This window comes from Bacteroides sp. LFL-34 (assembly GCF_027257075.1).
Taxonomy (GTDB): Bacteria; Bacteroidota; Bacteroidia; order Bacteroidales; family Bacteroidaceae; genus Bacteroides; species Bacteroides ovatus.
This window is the reverse complement of sequence record NZ_JAPQKZ010000003.1, coordinates 107381-124055: the sequence shown is the minus strand read 5'-3', so window position 1 is coordinate 124055 and position 16675 is coordinate 107381. Positions and strand designations below refer to the sequence as shown.

Genomic DNA, 16675 nt, shown 5'->3' with positions numbered 1-16675 from the left:
TTAATCCGTGAAATCCGTGTGATCCGTGCCTAATAATATAAGATTATTTTGCAAGAGTGCTTGTATAGTTGCCTGCTAATCTGTTTCTTCTCCGTCCCCTTCTTCTTCGCTCTCTTCTCCTTTACGATAAGCCAGCGGACTGACGTGATAAATCTCCTTGAAACATTTACTGAAATAGCGGGAGGAGGAGAACCCAATCCGGTCAGAGATCTCCGTGATATTCAGCTCCGGGTTATTCCTTAACATGACAGCGCCTTTTTTGAGACGTATGCTTAGGATGAAATCATTCGGGGTCTGGCCTGTAACTGCTTTCAGTTTAGTGAATAGGTTCGTACGTGCCATACCCATTTCGCGGGCGAAGATATTAACGTTGAAATCCGTATTGTCCAGATGACGTTCGATAATGGCCATCGCGCGGTCGAGCATCTCCTTATCCATCGGGTTGGTAGCCAACATTTGGGCAAAAGCCTGTGGTTGTTTGCTGAACTTCTCTTGCAATAGCCGGCGGGAATTAACCAGGTTATTGCAGCGGGAAATCAGAAGATTGGTATTAAACGGTTTCGTGATATAATCATCCGCACCAATCTTCAAACCTTCGATATTGTGCTCTATAGCAGTACGTGCGGTTAATAATACCACCGGAATATGGCAAGTGTTAAAGTCCGTCTTGATCTGTTTGCAAAGTTCCGTACCCGACATGCGTGGCATTACGACATCACTTAAAATGATGCTCGGCATATCCTTCTGTATCATCTCTAATGCTTCTACTCCGTCGGAAGCCGTACTGACTTGATAGAATGTTTCGAAAATACCGACTAACATCTGTTTGATAGATTCATTGTCTTCCACTATCAGCATTTTGGCGTCTTCGATGCGCTTGTTATCTTCTTCTTTCCATTCCGAATCAGGGATTATTTCTACTGAAGGAACAATAGTCTCTGTTTGCTGGATGGTTTCCGTATCATCTTTCGCTATTTGCTCTTCTGTGAAGTGTTCCTTGCCTAGTTTGAGGGTGATAATGAAACTGCTTCCTTTGCCCGGTTCGCTTTCTACCCGGATTGTGCCGTGATGAAGTTCCACAATACCTTTTGTCAGTGCCAGTCCGATGCCTGTACCGGCTCCGGTATTCAGCGAGTTGAGATGTTCGGTCTGATAGAAACGGTCGAATATCTTATCAATTTCGGCAGCGGCGATACCTGTCCCGGTATCTTTTATTTCAATGATGACATGGTCTTTCTCCTGCGATACATTAATCGAAATTGTATCTTCGGCCTTGGTATGCTTCACTGCATTAGACAGCAGGTTGTTTATTACTTTCTGCATCTGCTTTTGGTCATACCATACTTCAATGTCATCCTTCTGTTTGTTGAACTTGAAGTTGATTTGTTTACTGCTCGCATATTCGAGGAAGAGCAGATAATTCTCATACAGGAAGTTAACCAGATTGTGCTGGCTAACTTTGATCTTCATGTGACCCTGTTCCTGTTTACGGAAATCAAGTAGTTCCGTAATCAGTTCCCGTAATTGGAGACTGTTCTTGTAGATTCCCAATACCTTATTATATATGTTAGGCGTAAATGTCTGCACCTGCAACAAAGTTTCCACTTGTCCCACGATCAGCGTTAACGGTGTGCGGAATTCGTGCGAGATGTTAGTGAAGAAACGGAGTTTCGACTGGTTCAATGCTTCGAGGTCTTCAATATGCTTCTTTTCGTACTTCAAAGACTCACGGAGTTTGATGCGCGAATTATAGTTCTGAATAAGATACCATAACAGGCTGATAGTGACAATGGTATAAATCAGGTAAGCCCACCATGTCTCATACCATGAAGGGAGTACGATAATCAGCAGTCTGGCCTCTTTTATTCCTTCCCTCTGTGATTTGATGACAAGGGTATATTTACCCGGATTCAGGTTTGTATAAGTAATCAGCGTTTGCTTCCGGTAAGTATGGTTCCATTCGTCTGAGAAACCCTCCAGGCGATAGAGAATTTCATCTCTGTTGGCAGGGATGAAGTTGGAAGTGGCATATTCGATGCTAAACATCGATTGATTCGCTTTCAGACTGATTTCCGGAGTATGACAGATCGACTGTTCCAGGATGCCGCTTTCATCTCCCGGAACTACTTCTTTTCCGTTGACAAACAGGCGGGAAAGAATGATATTATATGATTTGGGAGTGAAATGTAATTTTTTCTCCCAGAAAGAAATCATTCCCTGAATACCGCCAAGGAATACTTCTCCGTCATGTGTCACAAATAGTGCGTTTTCATTGACGGCAGTCAACGGGAATCCATTCTCCGTACCGTAATTATAGAATTTCTTGCTTGGATAGTTGAACTGTGAGAATCCCTGATTGGTAATCAGCAATAAGTCTCCTTTCTGTATGGACGATTCGCATACTTCGTAGATACAGTCGCTGGATAAACCATCTGTCTGTACATCGAAGTTTTCAAAGTCATCACTTGCCTTACGGTAACGGTCGAGACCGCTTCCGGAGGTGCAGAACCACAGATTACCGTTACTGTCCTGCATGATACTGTTGATATTATTGTTGCTAAGACTGTTCGGATTAGCGGGATTGTGTGGATAATTAGTAAGTTTACCGCTGTCGAACCGGTAAGAATAAACACCCTCCCCGGTAGCCGCAATCCACAATGTACCGTCTTTATCAATGCAAAGACTGGCTACCATGCCAATACCTCTTCCTTCTTTAGTCTCTTTGAAGAGCTGTTGGCAAGCGCCTGTTGCCGGATTGAAAAGACAAACACCGTTTTGTGTGGCGACAACCAGCTTGTCCTTATAAGGTACAATGTCTCGGACGATATCCGAAGGTAGTGAGGTTGGGTCTCCGGCTTTCATTCGGTAGACTGTGAAACGGTTAGTACGCAGGTCGAGTTTGTTCAATCCTCCCAAGTGTGTACCTATCCACATGATTTCATTAGTCCGGTCGTAGTAGATTGCTTTGACATTGTTATGGGAAATGCTATTTTTGCCCTCTTCGTGGCGATACCACCGATAGGTGTTATCCTTCCGGTTATACACATTCACGCCGCCGCCTTCGGTACAAATCCACAGGTTTCCGTCCTTATCTTCAGTCATTCTACCGACGATCGGACTACTTAGACCTTCTTTCTCTGTATCTCCGGTTTTGTAACGGGTATAGATTTCATATTCTGGATTGAAATAGTTGACACCTCCGAAATAAGTACCCAGCCAAATTGTTCCTTGTTCATCTTTGACGATGCACCAGATGGAGGAGTGGGTAAGTCCGTCGGGTTTGTTCGCGTTGGCAGTGTAAAGTTGGAATTTACCTGTGCTCTTTTCATAGCGATTTAACCCGTGAAAGGTTCCTATCCACAGATTTCCTGCATTATCTTCACAGCAACTCCTTACGAAATCGGTGCAAATACTGTTTGGATTTTTAGGATCATGACGGAAGTTCTCAATGGTACTATCTGTTTTTATCCGGTAGAGTCCTTCTTCCCAGGTACAGATCCATAATTCTTTAGACGAATCTTCGTAAATACTCGCGATATTACCTCTTGTGACAGGTTGGGAAATCTTTTTGTCTCCCGATAAACAGTAAAGTCCGTTACTGGTAGTTCCCATCCACAGATTTTTCTTTTCGTCCAGGTGGAGGCAGGAGAGGGTGATATCTTTTCCGGCAAGATGATAGTAGAGATCGAAGTTTCCGGTACTTTCATTATATACAAACACTTCTTCTCTTTTCCCGATATATAATTTCTCGTTGAAATAAATAGCATCTACATTGCCTTGCAGCAACGTTTTGAATCTTTGTGTGGTCAGATCGAACTCTGCTACCCCGTCCGTACAGAGCAGGTATACCTTCCCATTTTTGTTTCCGGTGATACGCAGCACTGTATTGCTGAACAAACTGTTCGGATCGTTTTTATTAAGTTTGAAACTTTTGATATCGTTACCGTTATACCGGTTCAGTCCTTCACGCGTGCCAATCCATATAATCCCCCGTTCATCAATATAAAGGCTATTGACAGAAAATTGGGAGAGTCCGTCGTCCGTGGTCAAGTGGCTAAAAGTGATGTTTTGACCTTGTGTGCGGACTCCAGCTACGCTTAAAAATAGCAGAAATAAAAGAATTACTTTTCTCACTAATTTATTTTTTAAGGTGTTTACATCTATGCAAATATATTGTTTTTATTCGATTTCAGTGAATCTTATTAGAAGAAAGTAACTATAAAACACCGGAAGAGAATTCTATTTAACAGAATTACTCTTCCGGTTTCTAACCTAACTAACCTCTTGTTATAGTGTTTGTGCCTGTTTCGTTTTTATCAGTTCAGATTATTACCACACTACATACTGATTGAAAAAACGAGTACTTTCAGCAATCCATGAGTCCATGTTCTCATAAGCTGCAAAGTGTCCTGATGTAGGGTAACATATCCAGCGTTTAGGTGTACGGATGTGATTGTATGCTGCAAAATTTGTATGTGGTGGTGTAATGTTGTCCTGAAGTCCGAATCCCATTAATACTGGGCATTTGATCCATCCGGTCAGATTCTTCAAGTCAAAGTAAGTTAGTAATGAGAATATTTTATCTTTGTCAATATTCTGCCGGGCAGCTCCTTCGAATACCAAGTTGGCAGGCCAGTGAACCAAACGGAAATAATCGGGATAGTCTGACAGAAAGGGTACGATAGGCGCAGCTGCGGAAATACGATGGTCGAGTGACGCTGCTGCTAATGTGAGCGCTCCACCTTGCGAAATACCTGTAGCAAAAAGGTTTTGTCCGTCAAAGCATGGCTGAGCAAAAATAAAATCAATACTGCGGACTGTATCAGCAAAAGCACCTCTGTAATAGTAATGTTTGGGTGAATCCAGTCCGAAAGCAATCCACTCACCAAAGCGGTTATAAGGTTTGTTGAGGCCTTGTCCACGGGGTGGAATGACCAAGATACACCAACCGGGATAGTCGTCGGGACTGGGAATCCAGGTGACGGCATCATAACCTTGATAAACCACTACGGCCGGATGACTCTGACCATCTGTAGGGACTGCCCAATACCCCCGTAAGATTTCTCCTTCAAGCGAGCGCATTTCTACTTCGTAAACATCACGCTCTGGCTTCGAAGATTCAGGTAGACGTGTCATTTTATAGGCAGGGTGTACACGTTTAAGTTCGGTGATGGTTTTATTCCAAAATCTTTTTAAGTTAGGGGGACCATCCGGTTTGGATAAAATCTGTTCGGCTTCGTATCCAAAGAAGAAATGTTTCAGAGTGTCGGTGCCGGCAATGAAACAAACCTGGTAAAATCCGGGAGTGAGATTCGTGAGAGTGACTGATGCACGACTGCGAAAGCCTCCACCGGGAGCTATCGAATCTGTTCCGAAAGAGTAGGTTATAAAGGTAGACGATACAGCATTGCCGAAATCTGTTGCAATGTCCATGCGTATCCTATCCGAAAAACCTGACTGTGCAGATGTCAATTCCAGCATGAAGCGTACTGGATGTTCGTTATCGAACATCCAGTTTTGCTCAACAGGAATATTGAGATTTATGGTCTTCTGTGTATAACTTCTTATTGAGTATCCGGTCAGGAGTATAATGACGTATATCCACTTTTGCATCCTGTTAATCATTGTAATTACTCTTTGATATAAAACGTAATCAGCACTCCTTTATGATCGCTTGGCCACTGATTGTTTACGGGCGGAATGATTGGATCTTTGGTTTGTTCTTCTATTCTTTGTCCGCGTACAATAGAGCCTGTTGGACCTACTATCTGGGCACTTTTTATTTGTAGATTTTTATTTGGATAATAGTAAACGAAATCAATTCGTTCGCGTTCATCTGCCTCCGGTGCCCATGAGAGATTCTCTGGAATGACTGATTTATTGTCTGCTGGAAAAGTGAATCCCGGACATTTCACCGGATCGGGATGAATTACCCGGTAGGCATCTTTATATCCCCGTTGAACCAACAATTTGGAAGTTCCCCAATTGACGATACATCCGCGATGATCGAATAGATCTTTTGTATCGGCCTGCCAATCCAGATAAGAAGGCTCATTCAGATCTCCGGCAAAAAATACGAGTGCTCCTTGCTCTAGCTCTTTGGCAGCGTTGTTGATAAAAGCTTGGGCGGATTCTATACGGTCTGATTCTTCGCAGACAGCAAGTATCTTGTTTACATCAGTGATAGGAGCCGGAAGTTTATCCCAATTAACGCTACCGTCATTGTATCCCCGGGGATAGTAACAGGTGTAGTAACGATACTCTGAATGTGCCGGGTAAACGGCCACTCGTTTCCCATTGACATCCAGAATCGCTTTGAACATCCATTTGTTGATGCGTTCTGTCTCTTTGATCGGATATTTTGATATGACCGCTCTTCCGTCTATTCGTGCATCGTAATAGATGAGTCCCTTATCTTTAAGCCCTTGCATTAGTTTAGGCATCACGGGATCGTCTTGTGGACCTTTATATAATTCGCAAAATGTAGCAATGTCTGGCTGTAGGGTAGCAATCTGTTCTATCAGATATTCCGGAGCATGCTCCACCTTGGTACACTCCACCCATAAGTTGAGTTGAAGGAACTTAATCTCTGTTTTCTTTCCTGTTTCTTCTTCCGGTACAGATACTTCCGTATCGGTTTTAGAACATGCAGTGATAACAGGAAGTATGGCAATAATAATAGTTAATAACCACTTTTGCATAATCTGTATTTTTTAGATTTGATTACCAGCCCGGATTCTGACAGTTAGTTCCTGAAGCATTCTGTAACCGGATCGCTTCGTCACCCGGTATTGGATATAATAGGAATTTTTCACTATATGCTTTTCGGTTATTATCTACTACAAAACGGGAGTAACTTCCATCTGAGTTTGCCTTCATTCCGGTAATTACTTTATCTGTTTGATCCAGCATCTTCCAACGGCGTACATCAAAGAAACGGTGTTCTTCAAAAGCAAGTTCTACGCGTCTTTCGTTCCTGATTCGCAGACGAAATTGATCACAGGATAATCCGTAAGGAATGCCTGGCATACCTACTCTGGAACGTACTGCATTGACTGCGTCTACGGCATCATTGGGTACAGTTCCGGTAGTAGATGCTTCATTAGCTGCCTCTGCATAATTCAAATATAATTCAGCCAGGCGGAACTCTTTGAAGTAACCATCCAGATTGCCGGAACGTCCGGATTTATAATGTGAGAACTTACGCGTATAATAGCCGGTACAGGTGTAACGTGCGTTACTGGGATCAAGTGCACAGTTTCCTCCTGTCTTGGTTGAGAGTAGTGCACCGGTTTCCAGGTTTAGTTTGGAACCATCGTAATAAATAGAAGCTTTAAGACGCGGATCACGGTTCTCATACGGTTTGGCTCGATTGTAGAGACCTTCAACAGCCGAATTCAAGTTAGGCTGCAGATGATTGGCATCTAGATAAGGGCTCTCTAAATTGAGCAGAGGATAAGATTCTGTCATGTCACCGTTCACAACTTCATAGGCATCAAGTAGCTCTTGCGACGGACACGCACCGGCATCTGTCTGGCCGTCGGTAGTTGGCAGGCCAGCATAATTCCACATATACATTTGTCCAACTTCCATAATGGTTTCTTTGTCATTAACTACCGGCAAGTCAGTGCGCGAATAGAAATACACATCATAAGGAGAATAACCAGCTGTAGCATTCGGCTGTTTCTTATAAAGTTCATAATTGTTCGCCAGACAGTCATCCAGAGACTTTTTAGTAATTTCTGCGGCTTCTGTCCAAGTGATTGTTCCGTCATTGTACAGAGGACTGGCTGCATAGAGTGATATCTGTGAACGGATGGCTGCACAGATGGCTTTTGTCATAACGTGACGGTAGTTCTCCTTATCTAAGGAACGCCATCCCCATTCTTCAACAGTGGGAATATCAATAGCAGCCTGACAATCAGCTAATATTTGGCGGGCACACTCGCCAAATGTACCTCTTTTAACCTTGGTATAATCGTAGTCGGGAGTTGTTATGATGGGAACACCTCCATAACGTTTCACCAATTGAAGATAATAGAAAGCGCGTAATGTAAGTACCTGTGCCTTGAAACTGTTACGTATATCTTCCGAGTAGACACTGGCAGTAGGGATATTGGCAAGAAAGATGTTGCAGGCACGAATCCCTTGATAATAATAATTGTAGTTTTCCGGATTTCCTTCGATGCCCTCCAGCGGATTGCTGAAGGGAGATAATTGTCCTTCATTCCATTTGCGGGTAACTCCGTTCTGTAGTTCCCAGGAATCTTTGGCTTCATCCGTACAACCAGCTAGCATGGTATAGTTATAGTTCATTCCGTAATTCAGAATCCATCCATAACATTGATTCATATAAGTATACGTTTTACGGTTCGTGGTAAACAAATCGCTGTAATCCGTACGGCCGTCCGGATGATCTTCAATTTCAGTACATCCTATGAATGAGGATAATATGAGCAAGGAGAATACTCCTGATATGATTTTATTTATTTTCATAACTTCAGTCTTTAGAAATTCAGGTTAAGTCCTATGTTAAATGTTCTGTAAATGGGGTATACAGAGTAGGAATATTGTTCCGGGTCCAGATTATCGAACTTGAGAGATGAGGTGGTCAACAAATTGGCTCCGCTGATATAGAATCTTATTTTCTCCAGTTTCAGCTTACTGCTCCAACGTTTAGGAAGTGTATAACCTAATGCTACATTCTTCAATCTCATATAGTTATTTTTGGAATAGAAGAATTCATTCGATTGGAGACTTGAAGAGCTTCCTGTGGTCAAAGCCGGATAGCTGATTTTTTCATTTGCCGCATAGCGATCTGCTGTCCAGGCATTACGGTGCAGGTCTGTGTACACTCCTTGGTAAGCATTATCGAAGATACCGCATCCACTGTAATAGGCTGCTGTACCTGATACACCTTGTAACTGAACATACAAGTCAAAGTTTTTGTATTCCAGTTGAATAGAACCACCATAAGAAAGTGTAGGTAGTGTCTGGGCTTTGTCCATCGGTGCCTGGTCACGCTCATCTATATTTCCGTCGTTATTTAAGTCTTTGTAAATGAAATCACCTGGGCGCGGAGAAGCACCAGAGAATCGCAGACCGCTTTTATCTATTTCCTCCTGGCTATTATAGTAGCCGTTTCCGTTGGAATAGTCAATCAGATATCCGAACTGTTGTCCTGCAGAATAGCCGGTTTTACGATATGGATAGTAATATCCGCTGGCGGTACGGTTCAACTCTTTTATGTCAGTTACTTCATTTTTATTGTATCCCATATTCCCTCTGATAGTCATTCTTAATCCACATTTCAGATTCTTGATATAAGATAGTTCAAGATCAAATCCTTTGTTGTTCATCTTACCCAGATTTTCAAATGGCAGATTTTCACTGGCGATACCTTGTGCAGAAGATACACTGTTATTTTGGATAGCCATTTGGGTCTGTTTCACGTTCCAATAATCAAATGTGATACCTAGTGAGTTGAATAAGGTAACATCTATTCCGTAATTTTGCTGGAAAGATTCTTCATAATGGATATACGGATTACCTTGCATACCTTCTACAGTATGAAAGCCATAGTAGTTGCTTAGTAAGTAACCTGCATCTTTATAACGTACATCTGTAGCATACAGGAAACGGGTGTCAGATATCTGGTCATTACCCAGCCAGCCGGCAGATGCGCGTATTTTGAGGAAGGACAACCAATCTGTGTCTTTCAGGAAACTTTCGTTGGATACCACCCAAGCGGCAGATACTGTCGGGAAGAATTTAAAACGGTTACCTGGTTTGAACTGTTCTGTGCCATCATAGGTAAAGTCTCCCTGTATATAGTACCGTGAATCATAGCCGTATTTCACATGTCCCATTAATGACAAACGATCGTATGGGAGATCACCGTTTTTCATCATATTCTCATTGAAATAGCTGACAAATGCATCTACTTCATGTTTGCCTCCAAAAATACGATTATAGTTGATGAATCCTTGGAAGTTGATAAAGTAGCGCATATTAGCGGTCTTACTTAAACTTAGAGGAAGAGTGGTGTGAGTACCGAAAAGTCCGCTGCCATTGGCTGCATAACGTGCGTAGTCAGTAGAACCATAGATTGTTCCGTCATAGTTTGCTTCATAACCTACTATTCCTTTTACGCTCAATCCTTTAGTCAGGAATCCCAGATCCAGATTCATTCCATAAGCGACGTTCAGATTGATACCTGTTTGATGGCTATATCCGGAGCGGTTGATAAGTCCGTAAGTAGGATATTCATTGTATTCTGCAGTAATCACTTTTCCGTCTTCGGTGATAGGTCCAGGTACGGTGGGGGCCATCTGATAGATCGAATTCATGATATCTCCTGTCCCGTTGTATCCTTGATTCATCCGGTCGATAGTGACATTTGTGTTAAGGAAACAGTTTAGATAACGATGCAGAGTGACGTCCACATTAGCTAAAATGTTGAAGCGATGCAATTTGAGTGCAGGATTATAATTATCATTCTTCTCTGCATCAATCAGGCTGTTTTGGTGAAGATAACCGGCATTAACAAGGTATTTAACCCGGTTGTTACCTCCGCTGATATTTACGTTGTAACGTTGCATACTGGCTGCATCATTCATAAAAGTGTCATACCAGTCGTGTCCCGGCATAGTTCCATCTGTAAACCCGGCTATTTCATATAAAGAATAGAGTGGAGTGCCACCGTCATTGAGTAAGGCCTGGTTACGCATTTGTGCGTATTCACCGGTACTTACTATTTTAGGACGCTGGGTAGCCTGTTGTATGGAGAAGTCCATGTTCACATTTACTTTAGTACGTCCTATTTCGCCTCTTTTTGTAGTAATAAGAATTACTCCGGAAGAAGCTCGCGGACCATATAATGCTTTAGCTGCGGCATCTTTCAGAATACTGACAGATTCTACAGTGTTGGCATCGAGTGTATTCATATCGAATAATGGAGCCGGAATTCCATCGAGTACAACCAAAGGTGAATTACCGTTTATGGAATTCAGACCACGTATATACATCGTTGTTGCATCATCGGCTGGTGTGCTGGTGGATTGGATAGAAGTCAATCCTGCCAAGCGTCCGGTCAGCGTAGCTGAAAATCCGCTATTAGGTGTTTTAACTAACTCTTCTCCCTGAACGGTAGAGATTGCTCCTGTATAACCTCCTTTTCTCTCTTTCTGCAGCATGGCTACTTCGAGAGATGTATCCTGACCGGCGATGTCTGATATCAGACAAAACTCTACCGGTTTATTCAGAGTGAATTTCATTGTCTGGTTCCGATATCCCGGAATCTTACAAATGACCATACTGGCTCCCGACGGAATCTCCATGATGAATTTTCCGTCTTTATCACTGCTTGTGGTGTATTCGGGATTGTCCGGGACAGAAATGATTGCGCCGTCTAAAGGTTCGTTGCTCTCATTCCGCACCACACCGGATATAACTTCTTGCACTTGTGCCCGGCATACTTCATTGCCTGTGAACAGGCATACGATGCACAAAAGTGTGATTATTCTGTTTTTCATATACATTCTGTTTTATGATTACCATCCTGCATTTTGCCACGTCTGTCCTGTCGTGCCTTCCAATACGGCTGCTTCATTGGCAGGGATAGGATATACGTGCCATTTCTTTTCATAACTCATTTTGCTCGGTTTGCTGCCGTCTGTTCCTAGATTGATTCTTTCATAAGAGAATGAGTTTCCATTTTTGGTGATTCTCATACCTGTGGTAAACTTCTCATTTTCCATATTCTCATTGGCGGGTGTCCAACGGCGGATATCGAAATATCTGTCTTCTTCACAAGCCAGCTCTATCTGGCGTTCGTGGCGTACCAATAAACGAGCTTCGTTCTTGTCGTTTGTCGACAGATCAACCGAAGGATCAAAACCTGCGCGATGACGGATTTCATTGATCCATTCCAGGCCTTCGGTAAGGTGTCCGCTTTCAATAGCGGCTTCGGCGGCATTCAGATAAATTTTGCCTAATCGGTAAAAACGGAAACGGCCATCATATCCAGCCACTCCGGCTGCCTTACAGTTACCGTTTACCATTCTTTTTCTCCAATAATAACCGGTACGTGTATTCGTATTTCCACTTGTACGGATTTCGCTATTTCCTCCCACGTACGTTTCTACTACTGCCGGTTCCTTTCCTAACAGCACAGGACTGTTATTATAAAAAATTGTAGCCTGGAAACGAGGATCACGTCCCTTATAAGGGTTGGCTGGGTCATAACCGCTATTAGGGTTATAATTAGGTGACAGATGCTTCTCATCGTTATAAGGTTTCGATAAATCCAGTACAGGCTTTCCTGTTGCTAGCATATCATAGGCGTCTACTAATTCTTGGGAAGGAACAATAGTTAATTGAGCGTTTCCCAATACCGGAGCTCCGATAACGTCATACAAAGGATTGGTGTATGGGTCGGGCCAATAGCCTTCGGTACTTTGCCAGATTGTTTCTTTATCACTGGGATCTGTTCCGATATAGTTATTGAGCGTAAAGTACTCCATATAAGCATTGTTATAGTACTTTTCAGTATCCGCACATTTAGTATACAATTCATATCCATTGGCTTTCAGCTGTTCCAGACAGTCTTTGTTGATTGTGTAAGCCCATTCCCAAAGATCTTTGCCGCCATTGTTGTAAGTGCTGGCTGCGAATAGACATGCTTCGGAACGGATAGCCATTGCGATACCTTTGGTCATTCTGATCTTCTCGTTGAGTGTTGTCAGTCGCCAAGGGAGGTTGCTGGATTGCAAAGCTATTTCGCAATCATCTACAATGAATCGGGCACAGTCTTCGAAAGTAGGACGTGATAGAGTTGAATAATCATAGTCTAAACCGTATGGCTCTTTCTCAATAGGCACAGGACCATACCATTTCAGTAACTCCATATAGAAATAAGCACGGAGTACATGAGCCTCTGCTACCCAACGGTCACGGTCGCTTTCTCTTGGTATGGCGGCGGTGGCTGCCCGTTGGAGGAATGTGTTGATAATACGGATTTGCCCCCAGTATAACTGCCAGTATCCTCCTTCTGAGTAGGTGTCACCCATATCTCTGCGAACGTCGAGATAGAAGTCGGTGGTGGTACAGTTGCCGGATGCGGCATGTGCAAAGCCGGCACCGGAACCATCCGTGCAATCCCACGCTTCATCACTAAGTGCTACGGGATAGTTGCTCCAGAAATGATATCGTAAACTCTTTTTAGGCAGATAGTCAAAGCAAGTACTGAAATAAGCTTTAGTCAGATCGGGATCTTGGAATACTTCGTCCAGTGATAATCTTCCGTCGGGAGCTACATCCAACGCTTCATTACAAGAACTGAATGTGAGCAAGGAAGCAAACATGCATATATAAATCAATCTTTTTTTCATATCGGTTTTGTTTTAGCCGTTAAAATGTAATATTTAAACCTACATTGTACGTACGCATTGTTGGATAGGCTGCCGGACTGTTTTGTTCGGGATCGAAGCTGTCAGTCTTCAGGTGAGTCCATGTATACAAGTTGTTACCACTTAAATAGAAACGTACATTGGAAGCACCGATTTTCTTGCTGATGCTTTCCGGTAATGTATATCCTACTTCTGCATTTTTCAGACGTATATATGAGGCATCCATGATAAAGAAGTCGTTGGGCTGCAAGCTCGGGCCGCCACTGCTGGACAGACGAGGATACGTAATCTTTTCGTGATTATTATAGCGTTCTTCGCTCCAACGTTCCATGTGCATCTTGTAAAAGTTGCCGCTGCTTTCATAAATACCGGCTCCTGAATAAGTCTTGCTGTATTGGCCTACTCCCTGCAACATGATAGAAACATCGAATCCTTTCCAGTTGGCAGATAAAGAGAAACCGTAGTTGATGCGAGGCAATAGGGAGGAATAGCCAATGGGAGCCTTGTCACGGTCATTGATGACACCGTCTCCGTTGAGATCTTTATAAATAAAGTCTCCGGGTTCCGGTGTTCCTACACCTTCATAAGTCAGTCCGCTCTTGGCAATACTCTCGTCGCTATAGAAGAATCCTGTGCCGTCACGCCCTTTTTCAGGATCATAGCTGTGGTCGATGATATATCCCCAGTTTTGTCCTAATGAGAAGCCGGTGGTGCGGGTGCGATAAGCATAATCCTTACCTAATAGTGGCTCGTCATATTCCAATACTTTGTTTTTGGCATAACTGAAGTTTGCATTAGCAGAAACAGATAGCCCGTTTTTGAATTGTTTCTGATATCCGAGGACCATTTCGAATCCCTGATTCTTTACTTCACCATCGTTCATCAGTGGAAGAGCGGATGAGGGAAGACCTTGAATCATAGGAGTAGTCTGCGGGATAATCAGAATATTTTTTCTTTTTTCAACAAAGTAGTCAAATGAGAAGGAAAGATCATGATACAAGGATATGTCTATACCATAATTCTGTTTTTCAGCTGTTTCCCATGTGATGCTTTTGTTTCCTATGTAGTTTTCGGCTATCTTGTAACCTTGTCCCCAACCGGAACCATTGGAAGCATATCCCAAGCTTGGGGATAACCAATGATCTCCTTTACTGTCGGTGACTACGGAATATTGACTGATATTATCCAGATAAAGGAAACGGGCTGAACCGAAGGCGTCGTTACCAACTTTTCCCCAAGAAGCTCTTAACTTCAGATTGGTCAAAACCGGATTATCCTGAAGGAAGCCCTCATTAGTAATCAGCCAACCGAAAGAGGCAGCCGGGAAGAGACCAAATCGTTTGTCCGGTGAAAATTGTTCAGAGCCGTTATAACCTACGTTGACCTCTGCAAAATAACGTCTGTCATAGTCATAAGTTGCACGTCCGGCAATACCGATGACGTTGTAAGGAAGCAGTAGGTCACCGGATGTTTCTTTGGATTCTTTGATGTCCCGTTGAGCTAGAAACATAGCAGTGACATTATGCTTTCCGGCGAAGGTCTGGTTATAGTTGATTTGTCCCTGTAAGTTCATAACCCAATAAGATTCGGAAGACTTTGTGAGTTCAATCGGGCCGTCTTCGTCCTCCAGGCTAGGATGGCGATTGATAAACAAATGCTCTCCTGAAGCTAATGTCTGATACGTATACCAGGTATAGGAACGTTTTCCGATTGTTTTCCCAAATCCTTTGGAGTCGAAAGATACCTGGCCTTTGACAGAGAGCCCTTTAGTGATAAATCCCAAATCTATTTCTACTCCTCCGATAACATTGATTCCCGATCTGGTTTCCAGTTGATAGCCCGAACGGTTGATTAGCGGATATGCACTCAATGAATTGTTGGCGGGATCTTCTACGGATAATCCGGCACCAATAGGGAAAGTACGTATAGCATCAGTAGCGTATGCACCTTCCGGGGTGAGATACATGGAAGTAGGGCGTGAGGTCAAAGCGCTGTTGAATACACTTGACATACTTGCGGAAGTTCCGTTGATCCGTTCCAGATAAGAGGAAGCGTTTAAGTTAATCTTTACCGACTTATTGACTTTGTAGTCGATATTTGAGCGGAAGTTGTAGCGGTCTAATGAAGACTGGGCATTGTATCCCAACCTGGATTTAGGTTCTACGTTGAACATACCTCCCTGATGCAGATAGCCTGCACTTACAAAGTATTGAAGTTTGTCCGAACCTCCCGAAACGTTCATGTTGGCTCTGGTCATGGGAGCATAATCTCTGAACAAGATATCTTGCCAGTTATTATTCGGATAAAAATCCGGGTCTACAGGATTACCTGTTTTCCATGAGTCGAACTTATCAATGTCCGGCCCGAGGAATTCAGCGGAATTTCCGTCGTTCACGAGTGCTTCATTGCGAAGTCTGACCCAGTCCCATGAATCCAGACGTTCGGGCTTGAAAGCGATTTCCTGCATGCTGAATTCTACATTGGCACTGATACGGGCAGTTCCTTTTTCACCTCTACGAGTGGTAATCATTATCACTCCGTTGGCACCACGTACTCCGAATACTGCTGTTGCGGAAGCATCTTTCAATACGGAGATATTAGCAATCTCGTTCGGGTCGATAGATCGCATATCGTCTACAGCTACTCCATCTACCATAATTAATGGGTTTGTTCCGTTTGTAGTGGCAGCACCACGCAGGAACATGGTGACTTCGTCACGTCCCGGTTCACCGGAGGTCTGGATAGTTGTCAATCCTGGGAGTTTTCCGGATAAAGCGGAACTTAGGTTGGGCGATGAGGATTTCATCAAATCTTTTCGATCAATGGAAGCTACGGAACCGATGACAGAAACCTTTTTCTGGGTACCGTAAGCTACCACTACAACTTCCTCCAGGTTCGCTACGTCCGGATGCATGATGATACGCATGTCTTTTTTAGCAGGAATGTCCTGCTTTTGATAACCTACATAACTGATTTCCAGTATAGCGTTGGGGGCAACCGATAAAGAGAAACGACCGTCTATGTCTGTAATAGTACCATTCGTTGCTGCTCCTTTTTCTATGACGGAAGCTCCGATCAGGCTTTCACCGGACTCGTCTACGACGACTCCAGAGGCTGTTATTTTAGACTGTTGCTGTGTCAGGGTAGCATCTCCGATATCCGATGCATTTCCTGTAACGGGAATACAGATTCCCAACCCAAGCAACAGGCACATTTTGTATAGCCAATAACTTTTTTTCATAACTATAACGTTTAAGATTGTTTTC

7 protein-coding genes are annotated in these 16675 nt (G+C 43.2%); all 7 read right to left on the bottom strand.

Annotated elements, in window-relative coordinates; genetic code table 11:
- Positions 1-75 precede the first annotated feature (75 nt).
- The 7 genes from N5O98_RS02645 to N5O98_RS02615 all read right to left on the bottom strand — a co-directional run bounded on the left by N5O98_RS02645 (position 76) and on the right by N5O98_RS02615 (position 16650).
- A complete protein-coding gene (locus tag N5O98_RS02645; RefSeq protein WP_004310358.1) occupies positions 76-4134 on the bottom strand; it encodes a hybrid sensor histidine kinase/response regulator transcription factor in 4059 nt (1352 codons plus the stop codon).
- Between the two features lie 195 nt (positions 4135-4329).
- Positions 4330-5625: an acetylxylan esterase gene (locus tag N5O98_RS02640; protein WP_004310359.1), complete on the bottom strand. Its 1296-nt coding sequence runs from the start codon at positions 5623-5625 to the stop codon at positions 4330-4332.
- A gap of 5 nt (positions 5626-5630) precedes the next feature.
- Entirely contained in the window at positions 5631-6701 is a 1071-nt protein-coding gene (locus N5O98_RS02635) for an endonuclease/exonuclease/phosphatase family protein (RefSeq protein WP_004310360.1), read from the bottom strand.
- A gap of 22 nt (positions 6702-6723) precedes the next feature.
- The gene (locus tag N5O98_RS02630; RefSeq protein ID WP_004310361.1) at positions 6724-8496 is read right to left on the bottom strand and encodes a RagB/SusD family nutrient uptake outer membrane protein; all 1773 of its coding nucleotides are present in this window, start codon (positions 8494-8496) and stop codon (positions 6724-6726) included.
- An 11-nt stretch (positions 8497-8507) separates the two neighbouring features.
- Complete coding sequence (locus tag N5O98_RS02625) at positions 8508-11540, bottom strand: SusC/RagA family TonB-linked outer membrane protein (RefSeq protein WP_118161188.1); 3033 nt, start codon at positions 11538-11540, stop codon at positions 8508-8510.
- Between the two features lie 12 nt (positions 11541-11552).
- Entirely contained in the window at positions 11553-13391 is a 1839-nt protein-coding gene (locus N5O98_RS02620; protein ID WP_004310363.1) for a RagB/SusD family nutrient uptake outer membrane protein, read from the bottom strand.
- Positions 13392-13410: 19 nt separating this feature from the next.
- Entirely contained in the window at positions 13411-16650 is a 3240-nt protein-coding gene (locus tag N5O98_RS02615) for a SusC/RagA family TonB-linked outer membrane protein (RefSeq protein WP_008776109.1), read from the bottom strand.
- Positions 16651-16675 lie beyond the last annotated feature (25 nt).

What these genes read in the sequence shown, in the direction of transcription:
- N5O98_RS02640 (WP_004310359.1), bottom strand. Translation starts at nt 5,625, where the DNA reads ATGATTAACAGGATGCAAAAGTGGATATACGTCATTATACTCCTGACC.
- N5O98_RS02635 (WP_004310360.1), bottom strand. Translation starts at nt 6,701, where the DNA reads ATGCAAAAGTGGTTATTAACTATTATTATTGCCATACTTCCTGTTATC.
- N5O98_RS02630 (WP_004310361.1), bottom strand. Translation starts at nt 8,496, where the DNA reads ATGAAAATAAATAAAATCATATCAGGAGTATTCTCCTTGCTCATATTA.
- N5O98_RS02625 (WP_118161188.1), bottom strand. Translation starts at nt 11,540, where the DNA reads ATGTATATGAAAAACAGAATAATCACACTTTTGTGCATCGTATGCCTG.
- N5O98_RS02620 (WP_004310363.1), bottom strand. Translation starts at nt 13,391, where the DNA reads ATGAAAAAAAGATTGATTTATATATGCATGTTTGCTTCCTTGCTCACA.
- N5O98_RS02615 (WP_008776109.1), bottom strand. Translation starts at nt 16,650, where the DNA reads ATGAAAAAAAGTTATTGGCTATACAAAATGTGCCTGTTGCTTGGGTTG.